This is a genomic window from Chromobacterium sp. ATCC 53434, from assembly GCF_002848345.1.
Taxonomy (GTDB): Bacteria; Pseudomonadota; Gammaproteobacteria; order Burkholderiales; family Chromobacteriaceae; genus Chromobacterium.
Genome location: NZ_CP025429.1, coordinates 667,161 through 689,229, shown reverse-complemented (window position 1 = coordinate 689,229; position 22,069 = coordinate 667,161). Strand labels below are relative to the sequence as shown.

The window sequence follows — 22,069 nt, the reverse complement described above, 5'->3', positions numbered from 1 at the left end:
ATCAGTTGGCGGTCTTCTCGAATCGGCGCAGCAGCTCGTTGCCGCGCGCCACCGCGCTGTCCAGCGCGGCCTTCGCGCTCTTCTGGCCGGTCCACACGCCCTCCAGCTCCTCGTCCATCACCGTGCGGATCTGCGGCATGTAGCCGAGTCGCAGGCCGCGGGTATAGGACTTCGGCGGCTTGTTCTGCATCTGGCGCGTGGCGATGTCGGCGCCCGGGTTCTTGTCGTAGAAGCCCTGCTTGCGCGACAGATCATAGGCGGCGGTCACCACCGGCAGATAGCCGGTGTCCTGATGCCACTTGGCCATCACCTCGGCCGAGGTCAGCAGCTTGAAGAAGCGGGCCACGCCCTTGTACTCGGCCGGAGACTTGCCCGCCATCACCCACAGGCTGGCGCCGCCGATCAACGCGTTCTGCGGCGCGCCCTTCACCGCCGGATCGTAAGGCATCATGCCGATGCCGAAGGCGAACTTGGCGTTCTTGCGGATATTGGCCAGCGAGCCGGAGCTGCCGGTCATGATGCCGCACTCGCCGCTGTAGAACTTCAGCGTCGCCTCGTCCTTGCGGCCGGCGTAGCTGAACGTGCCGTCCTTGGCCATCTTGGCCAGGAACTCGATATGCTTGACCTGTTGCGGGCCGTTGAACTGCAGCGCGGCGCCGGTGCCGCCGAAACCGTTGTCCAGGCTGGCGAACGGCAGGCTGTGCCAGGCGCTGTAGTTCTCCAGCTGCACCCAGCCCTGCCAGCCGGTGCTGTAGCCGCAGCGCATGCCGGACGCTTTCAGCTTGGCGGCGGCGGCGGCCAGCTCGGGCCAGGTCTTCGGCGGCGCGTCCGGCAGGCCGGCCTTCTTGAACGCGTCGCGGTTGTAGTACAGCACCGGGGTGGAGCTGTTGAACGGCAGCGACAGCAGGTGGCCGGTCTTGGCGTCGCTGTAATAACTGGCCACCGCAGGAATGAAGGCCTTCTCGTCCAGCTTCTCGCCGGCGTCGGCCATCACCTGGTAAACCGGCTTGACCGCCTTCTTCGCCTGTATCATCGTCGCGGTGCCCACCTCGAACACCTGGACGATGGCCGGCGCGTTGCCGCTGCGATAGGCGGCGATGGCCGCGGCCAGCGACTCGTCGTACTGTCCCTTGTACACCGGCACCACCTTGTAGTCCTTCTGGCTGGCGTTGAACTGGGCGGCGATGGCGTTGACGCGGTCGCCCAGCGAGCCTTCCATCGAATGCCAGAACTGGATCTCGGTGGCGGCCTGCGCCGACAGGGACAGCGCCAGCGGCGCCAGCGCGGCGGCGCGGACTAAAGTTCGGGACAGGGACATCGGCTTCTCCATTTATCGTTATCTCGGCTGGCATTCACGCGGCGTGATTGTGGCCGGCGAAAATGACAGTATCGTTACGATAATATGACATTAAATTTGCATCAAGACGCAAAATGGAATGAAGACGCAAAAAAAGCGCGCCGGTCCGGCGCGCTTTTCTGTCTTTCACCTGCGATCTACTGATAGCTGAGCTTGTCGGCCTTGCCCCAGAACACGCGGTAGGCGAAGGCGGTGTAGCCGATGATGCAAGGCAGCACCACGATGGCACCCCACAGAATCACCCACAGCGCCTCCGGATCGGCCGCCGCCTGCCAGATCGTCATCTTGCCTATCACCATCTGCGGAAACACGCTGTAGGCCAGGCCCCAGAACGACAGCAGCACGATGCCGACGCTGGCGGCGAACGGCAGCCAGCAGAAACTATCGTTGCCGGCGGCCTGACGACGCGCCAGTCGCGGCAGGCTGAGCCACAGCAGGACGAACAGCGCCAGCGAGCCCAGCGGCAGCGGCAACAGCAGCAGGAACTGCGGCAGCGCGAACCATTTGGCGGCGATGCCCGGATTGGCCAGCGGCGTCACCACCGACACCGCCAGCACCGCCAGGCCGGCGCCATACAAGGCGCGCTCGGCCCAGACGACGGCGCGGGCCTGCAAGGCGCCATGCGTCTTCATCACCAGCCAGCAGGCGCCGAGCAGCGCGTAGGCCAGCGCCAGCCCGGCGCCGACGACCAGCGCGAAGGCCCAGGCGACGGCGCCGTCGGCGAAGCCGGTCAGATAGCGGCCCAGCATCACGCCCTGGGCCAGCGCCGCCAGCAGAGAGCCGCCGGCGAAGGCCGCGTTCCACCACGGCTTGTGCGGGTCCTGCGCCTTGACGCGGAAGTCGAAGGCGACGCCGCGCAGGATCAGGCCGACCAGCATGACCAGCACCGGCAGGTAGAGCGCGCCGAACACCACGCCGTGTGCCACCGGGAAGGCCACCAGCAACAGGCCGGCGCCCAGTACCAGCCAGGTCTCGTTGGCGTCCCAGAACGGGCCGATCGAACCGACCATCACGTCCTTTTCCTCGTCGCCGGCCAGCGGCAGCAGGATACCGACGCCAAGGTCGAAACCGTCCAGCACCACGTACACCAGCATCGCCAGCGCCATCAGCCCGGCGAAGATCGCCGGCAGGTAGAATGCCTCGCTCATGCCAGTTTCTCCTTCAATTGGGTTTCGCCGGCCGCGTCATGGGCGCCGGCCTTGCGCGCCAGATGGAACAGCACCGAGATGTAGGCCGCCAGCAGCGCGGCGTACAGCGCCAGATAGGTCGTCAGCGAGGTGAACAGCATCGGCGCCGTGGCCTTGCCGGCAGCCTGGGCCGTCGTCAGCACCCCGGTCACCAGCCACGGCTGGCGGCCGATCTCGGTGACGAACCAGCCGGCCAGCGTCGCGATCCAGCCGGAGAAGGTCATCGCCACCAGCAGCTTGGCCAGCGCCGGCGGCAGCTCGCCGCGCCGCTTCAGCCACCAGGCGGCCAGCCACGAGGCCAGCAACATCAGTCCGCCCATCGCCACCATCACGCGGAAGCTCCAGAACACCTTGGCCACCGGCGGATGCTGGGTGAACTCGTTCAAACCCTTGATCTCCCCGCCCCACTGGTGGGTCAGGATCAGGCTGCCCAGCTGCGGCACGCCTATCGCGTAATCGTTGCTGCGGGTCTCGGCGTTGGGCAGCGCGAACAGCAGCAGCGGCACGTCCTTCTCGGTATGCCAGATGCCCTCGATCGCCGCCAGCTTGGCCGGCTGGTGCTTCAGCGTGTTCAGGCCGTGCATGTCGCCGACGAACATCTGCAGCGGGATCAGCAGCGCCGCCAGGAAGACGCCGGTCTTCAAGGCCGCCATCACGCCGCGGCCGCGTTCGCCGCGCAGATAGCGGTAGGCCGACAAGCCGGCCACCAGGAAGGCCACGGTCAGGCCGGAGGCCAGCAGCATGTGGGTCAGCCGGTACGGCATGGACGGATTGAAGATCACCTCCAGCCAGCTCAGCACATGGGCGCGGCCATCCCGCATCACGAAGCCGGTCGGCGTCTGCATCCAGGAGTTCAGCGCGATGATCCAGAACGCCGACACGCTGTTACCGAAGGCCACCAGGAAGGTCGCCAGCGTGTGCACCTTCTCCGGCACCCGCGAACGGCCGAACAGCATGATGCCGAGGAAGCCGGCCTCCAGGAAGAAGGCGGTCAGGATCTCGTAGGCCAGCAGCGGCCCGGCGATATTGCCGACCGTCTGCATATAGCCGGGCCAGTTGGTGCCGAACTGGAAGCTCATCGTCACGCCGGACACCACGCCCAATGCGAACGACAGCGCGAAGATCTTCACCCAGAAGCCGTAGGCGTCCATCCAGCCCTGGTCGCCGGTCTGGCGGAAACGGACCTTGAAGAACAGCAGCACCCAGGCCAGCGCGATATTGATGGTGGGAAACAGGATGTGGAAGGAGATATTGGTGGCGAACTGTATCCGCGCCAGCGTGACGGGGTCGATTTCAGTCATCATTCGGCGTGCTCCCGATCTTGATCGCGATTGCCCAGCCGGGACAGCGACTGGGTGAACTGCAGCACCTTCTGCACCTGCGAGCCCAGCTTCATCAGCCGCTGCAAGGTTTCCACGTCCATGTGCTGGATGTCGGAGAACCAGGTGGTGACCAGCTCGATCAGCTGGTACATCTCCTTCATCCTGGCCTGGGCGTGCTGCTCGGCCTCGCTGGCCGGGCTTTCCATCATCGCGCCGCGCAGCATCGTCAGCGTCGGCTCCACCTCGCGCTTCTTGCGCTCCTCCGCCAGCGTCTTGAAGATCAGCCACACGTCTTCCGGCGTCGAGAAGTATTCGCGCCGGTCGCCGGGAAAATGCTGCAGGCGGACCAGCCGCCAGGCCTGCAGCTCCTTCAGCCCCATGCTGACATTGGAGCGCGAACAGCCTATCGCTTCGCCGATCTCGTCGGCGTTCAGCGGTTTTTCCGACACGTACAGCAAGGCGTAGATCTGGCCGACGGTGCGATTGATGCCCCAGCGGCTGCCCATCTCGCCGAAGTGCAGCACGAAGGCCTGTACCAGAGGTGGAGTATTCATATTTTTCTCAATTTTCAGTAATTTCTGAAACTTTGATACGAATCATAATTGGCGAAGATAGTTCGGGTCAAGATGGACAAAGTATGATCTGTAGGCTTGACCATACCTCCACGTCATGAACGGGCACGTAAAAAAGGCCATGCGCGGCATGGCCCTGTCATCGGAAACGCGCAAGCTCAGCGCAGCAGGATGGCGCGAAAATCGTTGACGTTGGTATGCGTCGGCCCGGTGATCAGCAGATCGTCGAGCGCGGCGAAGAAACCGTAGGCGTCGTTGTCGGCCAGTCTGGCGACGGCGTCGACGCTCCGCGCGGCGGCGCGCGCCAGCGTGTCCGGCGAGATCAAGGCGCCGGCGTTGTCCTCGCTGCCGTCTATGCCGTCGGTGTCGGCCGCCAGCGCGTAAACCCCCGGCAGACCGTTCAGCGCGATCGCCAGCGAGAGCAGGAACTCGCTGTTGCGCCCGCCCCTGCCCCGGCCGCGCAAGGTCACCGAGGTTTCGCCGCCGGACAGGATGACCGCCGGCCTGGCCACCGGCGCGCCATGCGCGGCGATCTGCCGCGCGATGCCGGCATGTACCCGCGCCGCCTCGCGCGCCTCGCCCTCTATGCTGTCGCCGAGCAACAGCACGTTCAGCCCCAGCCGCTCCGCCTCGGCAGCCGCCGCGCGCAAGGCCAGTTGCGGCGTCGCGATCATCCGATACTCGGCGTGGGCGAGCCGCGGATCGCCCGGTTTCGGCGTCTCGTCCGGCTCGGCGTCCAGCAAGGCCTGGACCGCCGGCGGCAGGTCCAGACCATACCTGGCGACGACGGCGCGCGCGTCCGCATAGCTGCCGGGATCCGCCGCCGTCGGCCCGGACGCGATCACCGCCGGGTCGTCGCCGACGACATCGGAAATCGCCAAGGTCAGCAGCCTGGCCGGCGCGCAGGCCAGCGCCAGCCGCCCGCCCTTGATCGCCGACAGATGCTTGCGCACCGCGTTGATTTCATCGATGCCGGCGCCGCAGGCCAGCAATTGCCGGCTGAGCGCCTGCTTGTCGGCGAGGCTGATGCCGTCCGCCGGCAAGCTCAGCAGCGCCGAGCCGCCGCCGGACAGCAGGCAGATCACCAGATCGTCGGCCGTCAGTCCCCGCACCGCCTGCAGAATGCGCCTGGCCGCCGCGCAGCCGGCCTCGTCCGGCACCGGATGCGAGGCTTCCAGCACGTCTATCCGCTCGGTCGCCACCGCGTGGCCATAACGGGTCACCACCACGCCGGACAGCGCTCCCGGCCAGGCCCGCTCCAGCGCCCGCGCCATCGCCGCTGCGGCCTTGCCCGCGCCGACCACCACGGTGCGGCCCTTCGGCGGCGGCGGCAGATGATCGGCCAGCCGCTCCGGCATCGCGCTGGCGACGGCGGCGTCGAACAAGCGGCGTAGCATGGATTGCGGATCAAGATCGGACATGACGGCTTCTCCAATGGCGATGACGCCATTCTGCCCCAGCCGGCGGCGGCTGACACCCCCGCCGCCGCGCGTTAGAATGGCGTCGATTCCAACGCCCCGCCTTCACCGGGGCGTTACGCATTTTTCCAGACCGACACAAGAGCAGAGCCCGACACCCGATGAGCACGCCCCAGCACACCCCGATGATGGCCCAATATTTCGCCCTGAAGCGCGACCACGCAGACAAGCTGCTGTTCTACCGCATGGGCGACTTCTACGAGCTGTTCTACGAGGATGCGGAAAAAGCGGCGCGGCTGTTGGACATCACGCTGACCGCGCGCGGCGCCAGCGCCGGCGTGCCGATCAAGATGGCCGGCATCCCCTACCACGCCGCCGAGGGCTATCTGGCGCGGCTGGTGAAGATGGGCGAATCGGTGGCCATCGCCGAGCAGATCGGCGATCCGGCGCTGGCCAAGGGTCCGGTGGAGCGCAAGGTCGTGCGCATCGTCACGCCGGGCACGCTGACCGACGCCGCGCTGTTGGACGACAAGCGCGACAACCTGGTGTTGGCGGTCAACCTGGTCAAGGGCGTGCTGGGCCTGGCCTGGCTGTCGCTGGCCAGCGGCGAATTCAAGGTGATGCAGGCCGACGCCGAGGACCTGGCCAGCGAGTTGGAACGGCTGAAGCCGGCCGAGCTGGTGATCCCGGACGACACCGGTCTCGCGGCGTTTGAAGGCATCGCCATGCCGAAGAAGAAGCTGCCGCCGTGGCAATTCGACATCGAATCGTCGAAGCTGGCGCTGACCCGCCACTTCGGCACCCGCGATCTGGCCGGCTTCGGCGCCGACACGCTGCCGGTGGCCGTCGGCGCCGCCGGCGCCTTGCTGGAATACGTGAAGTCCACCCAGGGCGTCAATCCGGCCCACATCTCCGCCTTGTCGGTCGAGGACGCCGGCGAGCTGATCCGCATGGACGCCGCCACCCGCCGCAATCTGGAGCTGACCGAGACGATACGCGGCGAAGCCTCGCCGACGCTGGCATCCCTGCTCGACACCTGCGCCACCAGCATGGGCAGCCGCCTGCTCGGCCACTGGCTGCACCACCCGGTCCGCAACCATCACAAGCTGGCCCGCCGCCACGGCGCGGTGCGCGCGCTGCTGCCGCGCCACCAGGACATCCACGCCGAGCTGGACCAAGTGTCCGACATCGAGCGGATCACCTCGCGGGTGGCGCTGCGCTCGGCCCGCCCGCGCGACCTGTCGGCGCTGCGCGACTCGCTGACGGCGCTCTCCGGCGTCAAGGCGTTGGCGGCCTCGCTGGATTCCGAACTGCTGAACGAGCTCTCCGCCGCGCTGCCGACCGAATCGCCGGTGCAGAAGATGCTGGCCGCGTCCATCCTGCCGGAGCCGGCCACCTTCCTGCGCGACGGCGGCGTGATCAACAACGGCTTGAGCCCGGTGCTAGACGAATTGCGCGCCATCCAGAACGACTGCGGCGACTTCCTGCTGAAGCTGGAGGCGCGCGAAAAGGAGCGCACCGGCATCACCACGCTGAAAGTGGAGTTCAATCGCGTCCACGGCTTCTACATCGAAGTATCGAAGGCGCAGTCGGACAAGGTGCCGGACGATTACCGCCGCCGCCAGACGCTGAAGAACGCCGAGCGCTACATCACGCCGGAGTTGAAGGAATTCGAGGACAAGGCGCTGACCGCGCAGGACCGCGCGCTGGCGCTGGAGAAGCAGCTGTACGAGGCGCTGCTCGACGAACTGGCGCCGCACATCACCGAACTGAAGCGGATCTCGCAGGCGGTGGCGTCGCTGGACGTGCTGGCCGCCTTCGCCCAGCGCGCCGCCATCGGCAACTACGCCGAACCGCGATTCGTCGCCGAGCCCAAGCTGGACATCGTCGCCGGCCGCCACCCGGTGGTGGAGGCCGAGGTCGAGCGCTTCATCGCCAACGACACCCGGCTGTCGGCCGAGCGCAAACTGTTGCTGATCACCGGCCCGAACATGGGCGGTAAATCGACGTATATGCGGCAGAACGCGCTGATCACGCTGCTGGCCCACGTCGGCAGCTTCGTGCCGGCCGACTCCGCCGTCATCGGCCCGATAGACCGCATCTTCACCCGCATCGGCGCGTCGGACGACCTGGCCGGCGGCCGCTCCACCTTCATGGTGGAAATGACCGAGACCGCCAACATCCTCAACAACGCCAGCGAACACTCGCTGGTGCTGATGGACGAGGTGGGCCGCGGGACGTCCACTTTCGACGGCCTGGCGCTGGCCTGGGCCATCGCCCGCGCGCTGATCGAGAAGAATCGCGCCTACACGCTGTTCGCCACCCACTATTTCGAGCTGACCACGCTGGAAGGCGAATACCCGGCGGTGGCCAACGTCCACCTGTCGGCGGTGGAGCACAAGGATCGCATCGTCTTCCTGCACCACGTCGAGGACGGCCCGGCCAGCCAGAGCTATGGCCTGGCGGTGGCACAGCTGGCCGGCGTGCCGGCCAAGGTGATACGCGACGCGCGCCGCCATCTGGCCGAGCTGGAGAACCAGTCGGCGGCCCGCGTGCAGCCCGATCTGTTCGCCGCGCCGGTGTCCGCGCCGGAGCCGGAACTTAGTCCTGCAGTCGACCGTCTACGCGAGATCGATCCGAACGAGTTGAGCCCGCGTCAGGCGCTAGACATATTGTATCAATTGAAAAAACTGGCCGATTGACCAGCCCACTCCATGATCGTTTCCTATTATTACTAGATGGTAACGTTCAACAAGGAGCAATATGATGTCGTTTGAAACCGCCTCCGCCATTCCCAGCCTGAGTCAGCTTCTTGGCCAGATCGGGGACGACGGGACACTCGCCCTTTCCGATATCCGGGAGAAGGCCAACCTCGAACTGTCCAGCTTCGCGGAGCTGGCGCAAAAGGAATTAAGCCAGTTCGACATCAGCATGCCGCCGGCCATCAGCTTGGTCAGCGATGCGGGTTTCCAGCTGAAGCTGGAAAACCAGCATCCGCACGAGGCGGAGATTCATGACTGGCTGAACGGCAACCTGATTCTGGCTCGCAAGTTCAAGGAAGTGGAAGTGCTGTTCGAATTCGTCCGTGCCGCCGAAAGCGCCGGCGAGTTGTTTCCGGAAAGTTCAAGCTTTCATGTCGGGTTGACCAGTGCCGGCCCGATCGCTTACTTCGAGGATCATCACAATCACTAGCCACATTGATCCGTGACTCAGATCGGCGCCTGTTCCGGCGCCACCTTCAGACGGGGAAGCGACAGCTTCCCCGTCTTTCATCTCGCCGGCCGACGGCGCCTAGCGCTTGCGGCGGAAGGTCGGCGCCGGACCGCGCGGGCCGGCTCCCGGACCGCCGACGGACGGCGATCTGGGCAAATCGTCCAGACTCACCTCCAGCGGCCGCATCTCGCCCGGCTGCAGTCCATCCAGCCGCCACGGGCCTATCGCCACCCGCACCAGTCTCAAGGTCGGCAATCCGGCTTTGGCGGTCATCCGCCTCACCTGGCGGTTCTTGCCCTCGCTGATGACGATTTCCAGCCAGCCATCGGGCACCGTCTTGCGAAACCGCACCGGCGGATGGCGCGGCCACAACTCCGGGCTTTCGATGCGCGTCACCTGGGCCGGCCGGGTGACGAAATCGCCCAGGTCCACGCCCCGGCGCAGCATCTCCAGCTGCTCGTCCCGCGGCTGGCCCTCCACCTGCACCCAATAGGTCTTGGGCAACTTCCAGCGCGGATCGGCGATGCGGTGCTGCAGCGCGCCGTCGCCGGTCAGCAGCAGCAGGCCCTCGCTGTCGGTATCCAGCCGGCCGGCCGGATAGACGCCGGGCAGCGGCACGCAGGACTTCAGCGTCGGATGGGTCGGATGGTCGGAAAACTGGCAGATGACGCCATACGGCTTGTTCAGCAGGATCAACTGGGACATGGAATCGGCAACGGCAATGAACGGTCAGCCGAATGATAGCAAGGCCGGGCCGGCGCGTAACGCCCTATCGTCGCCGCAGGCCCCTGTCCGCTGGCGGCATAATTCGCAATCGAACCGCCCGCAACCAGTTATAAAGCATAAAAAGTTCAGTTGCGTTGCGAACCAAGTCTGCGAGGAGAGGTATAATTCGCTTTTGAAAAAGCCCGAAGTCGCCGGGCCGCCCGCCTTCCTCACCGGCGGCGACCGCCCGGCGCCGGCTGCGAGACCGGCGGCAAGCGCCCCCGTGCAATCGTTCTGTCATCACAAGATCAACATGGAGATAGAGTCATGCCTGCAGAACAATCGAAAATCATCTACACCCTTACCGACGAAGCGCCGGCGCTGGCCACCAGTTCCTTCCTGCCCATCGTCCAGGCCTTCGCCGGTTCGGCCGGCGTTCAGGTCGATACTGCCGACATCTCCGTGGCCGCCCGCGTACTGGCGGAATTCCCCGATTACCTGACCGAAGAGCAACAGGTCCCGAATACCCTGTCCGAGCTCGGCAAGCTGACGCTGCAGCCGGAAGCCAACATCATCAAGCTGCCCAACATCAGCGCGTCCGTCGCCCAGCTGGCAGCCTGCGTCAAGGAACTGCAGGCCAAGGGCTACAAGCTGCCCGACTATCCGGAGAACCCGGCCAGCGACGCCGAGAAGGCGATCAAGGACCGCTACGCCAAATGCCTGGGCTCCGCGGTGAACCCGGTGCTGCGCGAAGGCAACTCCGACCGCCGCGCGCCGCTGGCGGTGAAGAACTACGCGAAGAAGCACCCGCACTCGATGGCCGAATGGAAGCAGTGGTCGCAGACCCACGTCTCCCACATGCACCACGGCGACTTCTACCACGGCGAAAAATCCATCACGCTGGACAAGGCGCGCGAAGTCAAGATGGAGCTGGCGACCACCAGCGGCCAGACCATCGTGCTGAAATCGAAGGTGGCGCTGCAGGACGGCGAGATCATCGACTCGATGTTCATGAGCAAGAAGGCGCTGTGCGACTTCTACGAGCGCGAGATGGAAGACTGCCGCGAGGCCGGCATCCTGTTTTCCTTGCACGTGAAGGCCACGATGATGAAGGTGTCCCACCCCATCGTGTTCGGCCACTGCGTCAAGATCTACTACAAGGACGCGTTCGAGAAGCACGGCAAGCTGTTCGACGAGCTGGGCGTCAACGTCAATAACGGCATGGCCACGCTGTACGAGAAGATCGAGACGCTGCCGGCCTCGAAGCGCGAAGAAATCATCCGCGACCTGCACGCCTGCCAGGAACACCGTCCGCGCCTGGCGATGGTCGACTCCGCCAAGGGCATCACCAACTTCCACTCGCCGAACGACGTCATCGTCGACGCCTCGATGCCGGCGATGATCCGCGCCGGCGGCAAGATGTGGGGCGCCGACGGCAAGCCGTACGACTGCAAGGCCGTGATGCCGGAATCGACCTTCGCCCGCATCTATCAGGAGATGATCAACTTCTGCAAATGGCACGGCAACTTCGATCCGAAGACCATGGGCACCGTGCCCAATGTCGGCCTGATGGCGCAGAAGGCCGAGGAATACGGCTCGCACGACAAGACCTTCGAGATCAAGGAAGACGGCGTCGCCAACATCGTCGACCTCGCCACCGGCGAAGTGCTGCTGTCGCAAAGCGTGGAAGCCGGCGACATCTGGCGCATGTGCCAGGTGAAGGACGCGCCTATCCGCGACTGGGTGAAGCTGGCCGTGACCCGCGCCCGCAACTCCGGCATGCCGGCGGTGTTCTGGCTGGACCCGTACCGCCCGCACGAGAACGAGCTGATCAAGAAGGTGAAGACCTATCTGAAGGACTACGATACCTCGGGCCTGGAAATCCAGATCATGTCGCAGGTGCGCGCGATGCGCTACACGCTGGAACGCGTGGCCCGCGGCCTGGACACCATCTCGGTCACCGGCAACATCCTGCGCGACTACCTGACCGACCTGTTCCCCATCATGGAACTGGGCACCTCGGCCAAGATGCTGTCCATCGTGCCGCTGATAGCCGGCGGCGGCATGTACGAAACCGGCGCAGGCGGCTCGGCGCCGAAACACGTGCAACAGCTGCTGGAAGAGAACCACCTGCGCTGGGACAGCCTGGGCGAGTTCCTGGCGCTGGCGGTGTCGCTGGAAGACCTGGGCATCAAGACCGGCAACGACAAGGCCAAGATCCTGGCCAAGACGCTGGACGCGGCCACCGGCAAGCTCTTGGACAACAACAAGTCCCCGTCGCGCCGCACCGGCGAACTGGACAACCGCGGCAGCCAGTTCTACCTGGCGAAGTACTGGGCACAGGCGCTGGCCGAACAGGCCGACGACAAGGAACTGCAGGCCCGCTTCGCGCCCGTCGCCAAGCAGCTGGCCGACGCCGAGCAGCAAATCCTGGCCGAACTGAAGGCCGTGCAGGGCCAGGCTGCCGACATCGGCGGCTACTACCTGCCGGACGCGGACAAGTGCCAGGCGGTGATGCGCCCGAGCGCCACCTTCAACGCCGCCATCGACGCCGTGCAGGCCTGATAGCGGTCGATTCGCCCCGGCCCCCGGTCTTCGCCGGGGGCTTTTTCATGCCCGCTCGTCCCCGCCCGCCGCCCCGACTCCGGCGCCGCGATGCGCCGGCGAACGAACGGGTACCTGGCTGAAGGACCGGGAAAAAGCCGGCCTCGGCCAATCTACGATGGAAAAACGCAATGGGTTCGGACTTGCCGGTTTCAGCGGATTGGCATACCAGGGACAGGACGATGGGACGCGGCTCGCGCCGCCGGCTCGGGGAAACAGCGCATCGGCCATTCGGCGCCGCCGATCATGCTTGATCGTCGGTCTTCCCGCTTGGCCAGACAGGATATCCAGGCACACGGCCGGAAAAATGAAAAGCCCGCCGGAAGCGGGCTTCGAGAATATTTCCACCAGTCCACCGCACGGTGGACCGACCCAATAACGCGATTACGCGTTCTGGATATTGGACGCCTGCTTCCCCTTCGGGCCGGACACCACTTCAAAGCTTACACGTTGACCCTCTTTCAGAGTCTTGAAGCCTTGCATGTTGATGGCCGAAAAATGAGCGAACAAATCCTCGCCACCTTCGTCCGGGGTAATAAAGCCGAAGCCTTTTGCGTCATTGAACCACTTCACGGTACCAAATGCCATTTAACTTCCTTGCAAAAAAAGGCTGGTGAAGCCGACCAACTTAGAGCTTAATAGAGTTTGACAAATCCCATGGCGAAAAATGCCAAACAGTTAAGCCAAGCACCAGCTGCATTTCTACGCAAGCCCGGCGACGGCGTCAAGTGATAGCGGTCTTACTTGCCCCCTTGAAAAAAAGTCAGGGGGAACCAAAATTGAAGTGAGGCACCGTTTCCATGAAAGTCGACATGTCCACCTCGGTCAAAGACGATGCCCAGATTGAGGCGTCACGGGTTAGGGAAAACCCTCCCCCGATGTATAAGGTGTTGTTATTGAACGATGATTTTACCCCAATGGACTTCGTGGTGCAGGTTCTTCAGCAGTTCTTTCACTTGAACCGCGAGAAAGCCACACACGTCATGCTGCAAGTCCACACGCAAGGTCACGGCGTGTGTGGCGTTTATACCAAAGACGTGGCCGCCACGAAGGTCGAGCAGGTGTTGCAATATGCGAAAGCGCATCAGCATCCGCTTCAGTGCGTAATGGAGGAAAACTGATGATTGCCCAGGAGCTTGAAGTAAGCCTGCATATGGCGTTCATGGACGCACGGCGCAAGCGCCACGAGTTCATCAGCGTGGAGCATCTGCTGCTCGCGATGACCGACAATCCGTCGGCCGCAGAAGTGTTGCGAGCCTGCGGGGCGAATATCGACCAACTGAAGAAGCAGCTGACCGACTTCATCGACGAGCACACCCCCACCGTGCCCGGCGAGGCCGAAGTCGAAACCCAGCCCACCCTGGGTTTCCAGCGCGTGATTCAACGCGCGATCCTGCACGTGCAGTCGTCGGGCAAGAAGGAAGTGTCCGGCGCCAACATCCTCGTCGCCATCTTCGGCGAGAAGGATTCGCACGCGGTGTACTATCTGCACCAGCAAGGCATCTCGCGGCTCGACGTCGTCAACTTCATCTCGCACGGCATCACCAAGCAGCGGTCGCAGCAGCCGCCGCAGGAGCCGCGCGACAGCAGCGGCGAGGCCGAGGGGGAGGAACAGGCCACCGGTCCGGGCGGGGCGCTGGAGAACTACACCCAGAACCTCAACCAGATGGCGCGCGACGGCAAGATCGATCCCTTGATCGGCCGCGAGCACGAGCTTGAGCGCACGGTGCAGATCCTGTGTCGTCGCCGCAAGAACAATCCGCTCTTGGTCGGCGAGGCCGGCGTCGGCAAGACGGCGATCGCCGAGGGCCTGGCCCGCCGCATCGTCGCCGGCGAAGTGCCCGACATCCTGTCCAAGTCCACCGTCTACGCGCTGGACATGGGCGCCCTGTTGGCCGGCACCAAGTATCGCGGCGACTTCGAGCAGCGGCTGAAGGCGGTGATCAAGCAGCTGACCGACGACAGCAACGCCATCCTGTTCATCGACGAGATCCACACGCTGATCGGCGCCGGCGCGGCGTCGGGCGGCACGCTGGACGCGTCCAACCTGCTGAAGCCGGCGCTGTCCAACGGCAGCCTGCGCTGCATAGGCGCGACGACGTACAACGAGTACCGCGGCATCTTCGAGAAGGACAACGCGCTGTCCCGCCGTTTCCAGAAGATAGACGTCACCGAGCCGACGGTGCAGCAGACGGTGGAGATCCTGAAGGGCCTGAAGTCGCGCTTCGAAGCCCACCACGGCGTCAAGTACACGCAGTCGGCGCTGTCCACCGCGGCCGAGCTGTCGGCGCGCTACATCAACGACCGCCACCTGCCGGACAAGGCCATCGACGTCATAGACGAGGCCGGCGCCGCGCAGAAGATTCTGCCGAAGTCGCGGCAGAAGAAGGTGATCAACAAGTCGGAGATCGAGGAGATCGTCGCCAAGATCGCCCGCATTCCGCCGAAGACGGTTTCCAGCGACGACAAGAACGTGCTGAAGAACCTGGAGCGCGACCTGAAGAACGTGGTGTTCGGCCAGGAGAAGGCGATCGAGGGGCTGGCCAGCGCGATCAAGATGACCCGCTCCGGCCTCGGCAACCCGCAGAAGCCGATCGGATCGTTCCTGTTCTCCGGCCCCACCGGCGTCGGCAAGACCGAACTGGCGCGCCAGCTGGCCTACATCCTCGGCGTCGAGCTGATCCGCTTCGACATGTCCGAGTACATGGAGCGCCATGCGGTGTCGCGGCTGATCGGCGCGCCTCCGGGCTATGTCGGCTTCGAGCAGGGCGGCCAGCTGACCGAGGCCATCAACAAGCATCCGTACGCGGTGGTGCTGCTGGATGAGATCGAGAAGGCGCATCCGGACATCTACAACGTGCTCTTGCAGGTGATGGATCATGGCACGCTGACCGACAACAACGGCCGCAAGGCGGACTTCCGCAACGTGGTGCTGATCATGACCACCAATGCCGGCGCAGAATCGTTGTCCAAGCCGTCTCTGGGCTTCACCCAGACCAAGGCGGCCGGCGACGAGATGGGCGACATCAAGCGGCTGTTCAGCCCCGAGTTCCGCAACCGTCTGGATGCCATCATCCCGTTCGGCGTGCTGGACGAGCAGATCATCCTGCAGGTGGTGGACAAGTTCCTGATGCAGCTGGAGCAGCAGTTGTCGGAGAAGCACGTCGACATCCACTTCACCGACGAGCTGCGCCGCTACTTGGCGAAGAACGGCTTCGACCCGCTGATGGGCGCGCGTCCGATGGCCCGCCTGATCCAGGACACGCTGCGCAAGGCGCTGGCCGACGAGCTGCTGTTCGGCCGGCTGGTGGCCGGCGGCGAGGTCACCGTCACCGTCGCCGACGACAAGGTGGAACTGCTGTTCGACCAGAGCGCGCTGGCGGCCGAACCGGTTTGATCCAAACCCGCCAGAACGAACGCCCGCGCAAGCGGGCGTTTTTGTTTCGGTCCTCGACCCGCGCCGGCCTCAGCCGCGCGGATGATGACGGGCGTGCAGCTGCTTCAAGCGCTCCCGCGCGACATGGGTGTAGATCTGGGTCGTCGAGATGTCGGCGTGGCCCAGCAGCAGCTGCACCACGCGCAGATCGGCGCCGTGATTGACCAGATGGGTGGCGAAGGCGTGGCGCAGCATGTGCGGGCTGACCTTGGCCAGGCCCTGGCGGGCCGCGTACTGCGAAATCAGATGCCAGGCCATCTGCCGCGTCATGCCGGCCTTGCGCTGGGTGACGAAGACCGCGTCGCACGGCAGGCCGGCCAGCAGCAGCGGCCGCGCCTCCTTCAGATAGCGCAGCAGCCAGTCCTGGGCGATCTCGCCGAGCGGCACCAGCCGCTCCTTGCTGCCCTTGCCCATCGTCTTCACCACCCCGTCCAGCAGGTTCAGCTGGTTCAGCGTCATGCCGACCAGCTCCGACACCCGCAGGCCGCTGGCGTACAGCACCTCCAGCATCGCCCGGTCGCGCAGGCCCAGCGGCGTCGCCGTGTCCGGCGCGTCCAGCAGCGCCTCGACGTCGACTTCGGACAGCGACTTGGGCAGCCGCAGCCCCTGCTTCGGCGCCGCCAGCCGCGCGCTGGGGTCCTCGGCGCGGGCGCCGCTGTGCAGCAGATGCTGGTAATAGCGGCGCAGCGCCGACGTCAGTCGGGCGCGGGTGGCCGGCTTCTCGCTGGCCACGCCGGCCAGCAGCGCGCCCTCCAGCTCGGCCGGGCCGGCCGCCTGCAGCGTGGCGCCCGCCTCGGCCAGCCTGGCGGCCAGCTTGGACAGGTCGCGGCGGTAGGCGGCCAGCGTGTTCTGCGACAGCCCGTCCTGCAACCACAGCTGGTCGAGGAAGGCGTCGATGCTGTCCTTATCCGAGCTCATGCCGCAGCAGCCATTTCTTGATGCCCAGCGTCTCGTCGCCGGTGGATTGGTTGAAGCCGCCGAGACCCGCGCTCGCCACCACCCGATGGCAGGGCACGATGATGGGAATCGGGTTGCGGCCGCAGGCGCCGCCGACGGCGCGCGGCGACGACGACAAGTCCCGGGACAGGTCCAGGTAGCGACGGGTCTCGCCGCACGGTATCGCCGAAATCCTGTCCCACACCCGCAGTTGGTACGGCGTGCCGAGCAAGCGCCACGGCACGGTGAAGACATGGCGCGGATCGGCGTAATAGGCGTCCAGCTGCCGCGCCGCCTCCGCCTCCAGACTGCCCGGCTCGGGCGGCCGCAAGGCCGCGCCCGCCGGCAGGAAACGCAGCTCGCGCAACTCGCCGGCCTCGCAACGCACGCCCAGCCGGCCGAACGGCGCGGCGATCACCACCCGATAGTCCATTGCCCCACTCCCAATAAAAAAAGCGCAAGGCCAGGCCTTGCGCTTTGATGATAGCGGCTGTCGCCGGCAGGATTAACCCTGCTTGCGGGCCGGCAGTTTTTCCTTGATGCGTGCGGACTTGCCGGTACGACCACGCAGGTAGTACAGCTTGGCGCGACGCACGTCGCCGCGGCGCTTCACTTCAACGGAAGCCACCAGCGGGGAGTAGGTCTGGAAGGTACGCTCAACGCCTTCGCCGGCGGACATCTTGCGCACGGTGAACGCGCTGTTCAGGCCGCGGTTACGCTTGGCGATCACAACGCCTTCGTAAGCCTGCAGACGCTCGCGGTTGCCTTCCTTCACCTTGACTTGAACCACGACGGTATCGCCCGGGGCGAATTCCGGCAGGGTCTTGCCCAGGCGGGCGATTTCTTCTTGCTCGAGTTTCTGGATCAGATCCATGTTTTACTCCGGTTTTTTGCGGATATCTTGTTCCTGCTGGTACTCCGCCAGCAGCCGAGATTCCTGTTTTGTCAAAACGCGGTCCTGCAGCAGCTCGGGCCGACGCTTCCACGTCCTGCCCAGCGACTGCTTGAGCCGCCATTTGGCGATCAGGGCATGATTACCGGACAACAGCACGTCCGGCACCCGCATGCCCCGATACTCTTCGGGTCGGGTGTAGTGCGGACAGTCCAACAGACCGTCCACGAATGAGTCTTCGTACGCCGATTGCGCATCGTTCAGCACGCCCGGCAACAAGCGCACCACCGCGTCGGCCAGCACCATCGCCGGCAATTCGCCGCCGGACAGCACATAGTCGCCGATCGAGATTTCCTCATCGACCTCGGTGGCGATCAAACGCTCGTCTATGCCTTCGTAGCGGCCGCACAGCAGGATCAGGCCCGGCCGCTGCGACAGCTCCTCCGCCTTGGCGTGGCTGAGCCTGACGCCTTGCGGCGACAGGTAGACCACGTGGCTGGCCTCGACGCCGGCTTCGCGCTGACGCGCGCGCGCGGCGGCTATCGCCTGCTCCAGCGGCTCGATCTGCATCACCATGCCGGGACCGCCGCCGTAAGGCCGGTCATCCACCCGCCGATAATTGTCGTGGGTGAAATCGCGCGGATTCCAGGCCTGAAAATGCCAGAGGCCCAAGTCGAGCGCCCGCTGGCTGACGCCAAAGCGGGCAATCGAGTCGAACATCTCGGGGAACAGCGTCACCGCGTCGATCTGCATCAGTAATCCAGACCCCAGTCCACCAAGATGCGGCCTTCGGCCGGAACCACCTCCAGCACGTGCTGATCCACAAACGGGATCAGCCGCTGCTGGCCGGCGTCGTCCTTCACCACCAGCACGTCGTTGGCGCCGGTTTCAAGAAGGTTGTCCACCTTGCCCAGCATCTCGCCCTGCTGGTTCAGCACTGCCAGGCCGATCAGATCGGTCCAGTAGTATTCGCCGTCGCCGGCTTCCGGCAGCTCGCTGCGCGGAACGGCGATCTGCATGCCGCGCAGCGACTCGGCCGCGTCGCGGTCCTCGACGCCTTCCAGCTGGGCCGCAAGGGCCTTGGGCTGGAGCGCGCCGTTTTCGAATGCGTACGGCTTCCAGCTGCCGCTTTTTCCCAACCACCAGGTCGGGTAGTCGAACAGGCTGTCAGCGTATTCGGTATCGGCGTGGATTTTCACCCAGCCCTTGATACCGAAGGCGCCGCGCACAAAGCCCATTACTACGAGATCTTCGTCGCGCATGCGCCCAATTCCGTCTTGATGTCGGATAGCCGGATTAAGCGGCTACGACTTTCTGCTCTTTCAGCAGCTTGGCAACGGAGTCGGACAGCTGGGCGCCAACGCCGACCCAGTAGTTCAGACGGTCCATGGTGAAGCGGACGCGCTCTTGCTTCTCGTTGGCTACCGGGTTGTAGAAGCCAACGCGCTCGATGAAGCGACCGTCACGACGGTTGCGGGAATCGGTCACCACGATGTTGTAGAACGGACGGTTCTTGGCGCCGCCGCGGGCCAGACGAATCACTACCATTGTCGATTGTCCTTGAAAACGGATATAGAAAAGCCCACGATTTTAGGGCAGTTTTCCCTTATCTTGCAAGCGCTTAATGCGGGTCTGTGCCGGACAGGCCACTTACAGCGTTTTCAGCACCAGCGTCAGCGCCCTGTCCTCGGGATGCGGCTCGGCGCTAAATCCCAGTTTATGCATCAGTTTCAGCATCGCCTTGTTGCCGGCCAGCACCTCGCCGCGCATCGTCGTCAGGCCCTGCTCGCGCGCCGCGTCGAACAAGGCCTGCATCAACAGATTGCCTATGCCCCGCCCCTGCCAGTTGTCGGCCACCTCCAGCGCGAACTCGCAGGCCTCGTTGTCCGGATCGGTGATGAAGCGCGCCACCGCCAGCATTTCCTCGCCGGCCTCGCCGTCGCGCGTCATCGCCAGCGCCATCTCGCGGTCGTAGTCGAGCTGGGTGAAGCGGACCAGCATACTCTGCGACAGCTGCTTGATGCTGGACAGGTAGCGGTTGTAGCGGCTCTCCTCCGACAGGTTGCGGACGAAGGCCTGCTGCATGTCGGCATCCTCGGGCCGGATCGGCCGTATCATCACCGGCGTGCCGTCCGACAGCTTGGCGCACACCATCATGTGGGTCGGATAAGGCATGATGGCCATGTGGCCGTAGCGTTTCAGATCGGCGCGCGCCGGCCCGACGAAGATGCGCGCGTCCAGCGCGATCACGCCCTGCTCGTCGGCCACCAGCGGATTGATGTCCATCTCCCTCAGCTGCGGCAGCTCGCACACCATCTCCGACACTTTCAACAGCACGTGGCGCAACTCGTCCACATCGACCGGGGGCAGGTTCTTGAACGGGCCGAGCAATTGGCCGATGCGGGTCTGGCTGATCATGCTGTCGACCAGATAGTCGTTCAACGGCGGCAGCGACAACGCCAGATCGCGCATCACCTCCACCGCGATGCCGCCGGCGCCGAAGGCGATCACCGGGCCGAAGGCGGGATCGCGCGCGACGCCGACGATCAGTTCGCGCGCGAAGCGGCGCTTGCGCATAGGCTGCACCGTCACGCCATCGATGCGGGCGTCCGGCCGCGCCTGCCTCGCGCGGCCGACGACGGCGTCGAAGGCGCCGCGCAGCGTGGCCTCGTTGCTGATATTGAGCTCGACGCCACCGACGTCGGATTTGTAGACGATGTCCGGCGAATCGATCTTCAGCACCACCGGATAGCCTATCTTGACCGCCTGCCTGACCGCCTGGTCGGCGTTGCGGGCCAGCGCCGTCGGATTGACCGGAATGCCGAAGGCCGCCAGCACCTGCTTGGACTCCCGCTCCGACAGAATCTCCCTGCCCTCGGCCAGCGCCGCGTCCATCACCTTGCGCGCCGCCGCGACGTCCGGCTCGGCCCGCCTGCCCTCCAGCGGCCCCGGCGTCTGCAGCAGCAGCTGCTGGTTGCGCTGATAGGCCGCCAGATGGCGGAAGACCTCGATGCCGTACTCCGGCGCGCGGAAGTGGGCGCACTTGGCCTTGGAAAACAATTCGCGGCTCTCCGACACCTTGGCGTCGCCGAGCCAGGACAGGAATAGCGGCTTCGCGGTCTCGCGCTGCAGGCCTATCATCAGCTGGGCGGTGGTCAGGTGGTCGGTGCCGGCCTGCGGCGTGAAGATCACCATCACCGCGTCGACGCCGGGATCGTCGACGCAGGCCTTGACCGCGGTGCGAAAACGCATCGGACTGGCGTCGCCGATGATGTCGAGCGGATTGCGCCGCGACCAGTTGCGCGGCAGCACGCCGTCCAGCAGGCCTATGGTCTGCTCGCCCAACTGGGCGAGCTCGATGCCGTAGTCGATGGCGCTGTCGGCCGCCAGCATGCCGGGGCCGAAGCCGTTGGAGACGATGGCCAGCCGCTTGCCGCCGACGCGGTAGTTCGCCGCCAGCACCTTGGCGGCGGTGAACAACTGGGCGATAGACGATACCCTGAGCACGCCGGCCCGCGCCAGCGCGGCGTCGAAGGCGTCGCCGCTGGCCACCAGATTGCTGGCGTGGGTCTGGCCGCCGCCGGCGGCTTCGAAACGGCCGGACTTGATCACCACCACCGGCTTGGTGCGCGCGGCGGCCCTCAGCGCCGACATGAAACGGCGCGCGTCATGGATGTGGTGCACGTGCAACAGAATGCCCTGGGTGGCGCTGTCCGCGACCAGATAGTCGAGAATCTCCCCGAAGCCGACATCCAGCGCCCCGCCCAGCGAAATCACGCTGGAAAAGCCGATCTCCTTGCTGTCGGCCCAATCCAGCATCGCCGCGCACAGCGCCGACGATTCCGACACCAGCGCCAGATTGCCGGGACGCACCTTGCCGCTGTAGTTGCTGGCGTTGAAGCCGGCCACCGGCCGCATCAGCCCCAGCACATTGGGTCCGAGGATGCGGATGCCGAAGTGGCGCGCGATCTCCAGCGCCTCGTTGACCAGCTCCCGCTCCAGCAACTCGCTGTCGGAAAACTCCTTGGCCAGCAGCACCGCCTTGACGCCCTTCTTGCCGCAATCCTTGATGATGGCCGGCAGCGAGCGTATCGCGGTCACCACCACCGCCAGCTCGACCGGCTCGTCGATCAGCCGCACCGAGGCCACCGCCGGCATGCCGCCGACCACCTTGTGGTTCAGATTGACCGGGAACAGCTTCCCCTGGAAAGAACCGGCCAGCAGACTGGCGAACACCGCCTGGCCGATGGAGCCTGGGCGGTCGCTGGCGCCGACCACGGCCACGGTGCGCGGGGAAAACAGCGGAGTCAGGTAGTGCGGCCTCATGCGCGCTTGTCCTCGGAAACGATGTCGATAGGCGCCGGCCCGCCGTCGCGGGGAGCTTGCGCCCGCCAGATTACGCGATCGCGGCGGAATTTGCCCGGCCG

General features: G+C 65.3%; 19 protein-coding genes. 5 read left to right on the top strand and 14 right to left on the bottom strand.

Features of this window, described 5'->3' with window-relative positions; translation table 11 throughout:
- Position 1 precedes the first annotated feature (1 nt).
- The 5 genes from ugpB to CXB49_RS03095 all read right to left on the bottom strand — a co-directional run bounded on the left by ugpB (position 2) and on the right by CXB49_RS03095 (position 5,859).
- Complete coding sequence (ugpB, locus tag CXB49_RS03115; protein ID WP_199406770.1) at positions 2–1,318, bottom strand: sn-glycerol-3-phosphate ABC transporter substrate-binding protein UgpB; 1,317 nt, start codon at positions 1,316–1,318, stop codon at positions 2–4.
- A 176-nt stretch (positions 1,319–1,494) separates the two neighbouring features.
- Positions 1,495–2,505 (bottom strand): cytochrome d ubiquinol oxidase subunit II, encoded by a 1,011-nt coding sequence (locus CXB49_RS03110; protein ID WP_101707041.1) that lies wholly within the window; start codon positions 2,503–2,505, stop codon positions 1,495–1,497.
- Positions 2,502–3,848 carry a cytochrome ubiquinol oxidase subunit I gene (locus tag CXB49_RS03105; RefSeq protein WP_101707040.1) on the bottom strand — a complete coding sequence of 449 codons (1,347 nt, stop codon included), beginning with the start codon at positions 3,846–3,848 and terminating at the stop codon, positions 2,502–2,504. Before CXB49_RS03105 ends, CXB49_RS03110 begins: the two co-directional genes overlap by 4 nt.
- Positions 3,845–4,420, bottom strand: a complete 576-nt coding sequence (locus CXB49_RS03100) for a GbsR/MarR family transcriptional regulator (protein WP_101707039.1) — start codon at positions 4,418–4,420, stop codon at positions 3,845–3,847. Before CXB49_RS03100 ends, CXB49_RS03105 begins: the two co-directional genes overlap by 4 nt.
- 176 nt (positions 4,421–4,596) lie before the next feature.
- The gene (locus tag CXB49_RS03095; protein WP_101707038.1) at positions 4,597–5,859 is read right to left on the bottom strand and encodes a glycerate kinase; all 1,263 of its coding nucleotides are present in this window, start codon (positions 5,857–5,859) and stop codon (positions 4,597–4,599) included.
- A 158-nt stretch (positions 5,860–6,017) separates the two neighbouring features.
- Between CXB49_RS03095 and mutS the strand changes: the two genes are divergently transcribed.
- The gene (gene mutS / locus CXB49_RS03090; protein ID WP_101707037.1) at positions 6,018–8,558 is read left to right on the top strand and encodes a DNA mismatch repair protein MutS; all 2,541 of its coding nucleotides are present in this window, start codon (positions 6,018–6,020) and stop codon (positions 8,556–8,558) included.
- 64 nt (positions 8,559–8,622) lie between these two features.
- Complete coding sequence (locus CXB49_RS03085) at positions 8,623–9,048, top strand: hypothetical protein (protein WP_101710580.1); 426 nt, start codon at positions 8,623–8,625, stop codon at positions 9,046–9,048.
- A gap of 99 nt (positions 9,049–9,147) precedes the next feature.
- Here CXB49_RS03085 and CXB49_RS03080 read toward each other — a convergent pair whose 3' ends face one another.
- Complete coding sequence (locus tag CXB49_RS03080) at positions 9,148–9,774, bottom strand: pseudouridine synthase (RefSeq protein ID WP_101707036.1); 627 nt, start codon at positions 9,772–9,774, stop codon at positions 9,148–9,150.
- A gap of 327 nt (positions 9,775–10,101) precedes the next feature.
- Between CXB49_RS03080 and CXB49_RS03075 the strand changes: the two genes are divergently transcribed.
- The gene (locus tag CXB49_RS03075; RefSeq protein ID WP_101707035.1) at positions 10,102–12,339 is read left to right on the top strand and encodes an NADP-dependent isocitrate dehydrogenase; all 2,238 of its coding nucleotides are present in this window, start codon (positions 10,102–10,104) and stop codon (positions 12,337–12,339) included.
- A gap of 423 nt (positions 12,340–12,762) precedes the next feature.
- Here the strand turns inward: CXB49_RS03075 and CXB49_RS03070 are convergent, their stop codons facing one another.
- The gene (locus CXB49_RS03070; protein WP_011137214.1) at positions 12,763–12,966 is read right to left on the bottom strand and encodes a cold-shock protein; all 204 of its coding nucleotides are present in this window, start codon (positions 12,964–12,966) and stop codon (positions 12,763–12,765) included.
- Positions 12,967–13,190: 224 nt separating this feature from the next.
- Here CXB49_RS03070 and clpS point away from each other — a divergent pair, with 224 nt between their 5' ends.
- Both clpS and clpA read left to right on the top strand, forming a co-directional pair.
- Positions 13,191–13,499 carry an ATP-dependent Clp protease adapter ClpS gene (clpS, locus tag CXB49_RS03065; RefSeq protein WP_101707034.1) on the top strand — a complete coding sequence of 103 codons (309 nt, stop codon included), beginning with the start codon at positions 13,191–13,193 and terminating at the stop codon, positions 13,497–13,499.
- The gene (gene clpA / locus CXB49_RS03060; protein ID WP_101707033.1) at positions 13,499–15,775 is read left to right on the top strand and encodes an ATP-dependent Clp protease ATP-binding subunit ClpA; all 2,277 of its coding nucleotides are present in this window, start codon (positions 13,499–13,501) and stop codon (positions 15,773–15,775) included. Before clpS ends, clpA begins: the two co-directional genes overlap by 1 nt.
- A 69-nt stretch (positions 15,776–15,844) precedes the next feature.
- Here clpA and xerD read toward each other — a convergent pair whose 3' ends face one another.
- From xerD to CXB49_RS03025, 7 genes are all read right to left on the bottom strand, one after another.
- Complete coding sequence (gene xerD / locus CXB49_RS03055) at positions 15,845–16,732, bottom strand: site-specific tyrosine recombinase XerD (protein WP_101707032.1); 888 nt, start codon at positions 16,730–16,732, stop codon at positions 15,845–15,847.
- Positions 16,719–17,183 (bottom strand): methylated-DNA--[protein]-cysteine S-methyltransferase, encoded by a 465-nt coding sequence (locus CXB49_RS03050; RefSeq protein ID WP_101707031.1) that lies wholly within the window; start codon positions 17,181–17,183, stop codon positions 16,719–16,721. Before CXB49_RS03050 ends, xerD begins: the two co-directional genes overlap by 14 nt.
- A 72-nt stretch (positions 17,184–17,255) precedes the next feature.
- Positions 17,256–17,624, bottom strand: a complete 369-nt coding sequence (gene rplS, locus CXB49_RS03045) for a 50S ribosomal protein L19 (RefSeq protein ID WP_011137219.1) — start codon at positions 17,622–17,624, stop codon at positions 17,256–17,258.
- A 3-nt stretch (positions 17,625–17,627) separates the two neighbouring features.
- A complete protein-coding gene (gene trmD, locus CXB49_RS03040) occupies positions 17,628–18,395 on the bottom strand; it encodes a tRNA (guanosine(37)-N1)-methyltransferase TrmD (protein WP_101707030.1) in 768 nt (255 codons plus the stop codon).
- The gene (gene rimM, locus CXB49_RS03035) at positions 18,395–18,904 is read right to left on the bottom strand and encodes a ribosome maturation factor RimM (protein ID WP_101707029.1); all 510 of its coding nucleotides are present in this window, start codon (positions 18,902–18,904) and stop codon (positions 18,395–18,397) included. The genes trmD and rimM overlap by 1 nt, the downstream gene beginning before the upstream one ends.
- 34 nt (positions 18,905–18,938) lie before the next feature.
- The gene (gene rpsP / locus CXB49_RS03030; protein ID WP_011137222.1) at positions 18,939–19,190 is read right to left on the bottom strand and encodes a 30S ribosomal protein S16; all 252 of its coding nucleotides are present in this window, start codon (positions 19,188–19,190) and stop codon (positions 18,939–18,941) included.
- Positions 19,191–19,292: 102 nt separating this feature from the next.
- Positions 19,293–21,968, bottom strand: coding sequence for a bifunctional acetate--CoA ligase family protein/GNAT family N-acetyltransferase (locus tag CXB49_RS03025; protein ID WP_101707028.1), 2,676 nt, complete (start codon positions 21,966–21,968; stop codon positions 19,293–19,295).
- Positions 21,969–22,069 lie beyond the last annotated feature (101 nt).

What these genes read in the sequence shown, in the direction of transcription:
- ugpB (WP_199406770.1), bottom strand. Translation starts at nt 1,318, where the DNA reads ATGTCCCTGTCCCGAACTTTAGTCCGCGCCGCCGCGCTGGCGCCGCTG.
- CXB49_RS03110 (WP_101707041.1), bottom strand. Translation starts at nt 2,505, where the DNA reads ATGAGCGAGGCATTCTACCTGCCGGCGATCTTCGCCGGGCTGATGGCG.
- CXB49_RS03105 (WP_101707040.1), bottom strand. Translation starts at nt 3,848, where the DNA reads ATGATGACTGAAATCGACCCCGTCACGCTGGCGCGGATACAGTTCGCC.
- CXB49_RS03100 (WP_101707039.1), bottom strand. Translation starts at nt 4,420, where the DNA reads ATGAATACTCCACCTCTGGTACAGGCCTTCGTGCTGCACTTCGGCGAG.
- CXB49_RS03095 (WP_101707038.1), bottom strand. Translation starts at nt 5,859, where the DNA reads ATGTCCGATCTTGATCCGCAATCCATGCTACGCCGCTTGTTCGACGCC.
- mutS (WP_101707037.1), top strand. Translation starts at nt 6,018, where the DNA reads ATGAGCACGCCCCAGCACACCCCGATGATGGCCCAATATTTCGCCCTG.
- CXB49_RS03085 (WP_101710580.1), top strand. Translation starts at nt 8,623, where the DNA reads ATGTCGTTTGAAACCGCCTCCGCCATTCCCAGCCTGAGTCAGCTTCTT.
- CXB49_RS03080 (WP_101707036.1), bottom strand. Translation starts at nt 9,774, where the DNA reads ATGTCCCAGTTGATCCTGCTGAACAAGCCGTATGGCGTCATCTGCCAG.
- CXB49_RS03075 (WP_101707035.1), top strand. Translation starts at nt 10,102, where the DNA reads ATGCCTGCAGAACAATCGAAAATCATCTACACCCTTACCGACGAAGCG.
- CXB49_RS03070 (WP_011137214.1), bottom strand. Translation starts at nt 12,966, where the DNA reads ATGGCATTTGGTACCGTGAAGTGGTTCAATGACGCAAAAGGCTTCGGC.
- clpS (WP_101707034.1), top strand. Translation starts at nt 13,191, where the DNA reads ATGTCCACCTCGGTCAAAGACGATGCCCAGATTGAGGCGTCACGGGTT.
- clpA (WP_101707033.1), top strand. Translation starts at nt 13,499, where the DNA reads ATGATTGCCCAGGAGCTTGAAGTAAGCCTGCATATGGCGTTCATGGAC.
- xerD (WP_101707032.1), bottom strand. Translation starts at nt 16,732, where the DNA reads ATGAGCTCGGATAAGGACAGCATCGACGCCTTCCTCGACCAGCTGTGG.
- CXB49_RS03050 (WP_101707031.1), bottom strand. Translation starts at nt 17,183, where the DNA reads ATGGACTATCGGGTGGTGATCGCCGCGCCGTTCGGCCGGCTGGGCGTG.
- rplS (WP_011137219.1), bottom strand. Translation starts at nt 17,624, where the DNA reads ATGGATCTGATCCAGAAACTCGAGCAAGAAGAAATCGCCCGCCTGGGC.
- trmD (WP_101707030.1), bottom strand. Translation starts at nt 18,395, where the DNA reads ATGCAGATCGACGCGGTGACGCTGTTCCCCGAGATGTTCGACTCGATT.
- rimM (WP_101707029.1), bottom strand. Translation starts at nt 18,904, where the DNA reads ATGCGCGACGAAGATCTCGTAGTAATGGGCTTTGTGCGCGGCGCCTTC.
- rpsP (WP_011137222.1), bottom strand. Translation starts at nt 19,190, where the DNA reads ATGGTAGTGATTCGTCTGGCCCGCGGCGGCGCCAAGAACCGTCCGTTC.
- CXB49_RS03025 (WP_101707028.1), bottom strand. Translation starts at nt 21,968, where the DNA reads ATGAGGCCGCACTACCTGACTCCGCTGTTTTCCCCGCGCACCGTGGCC.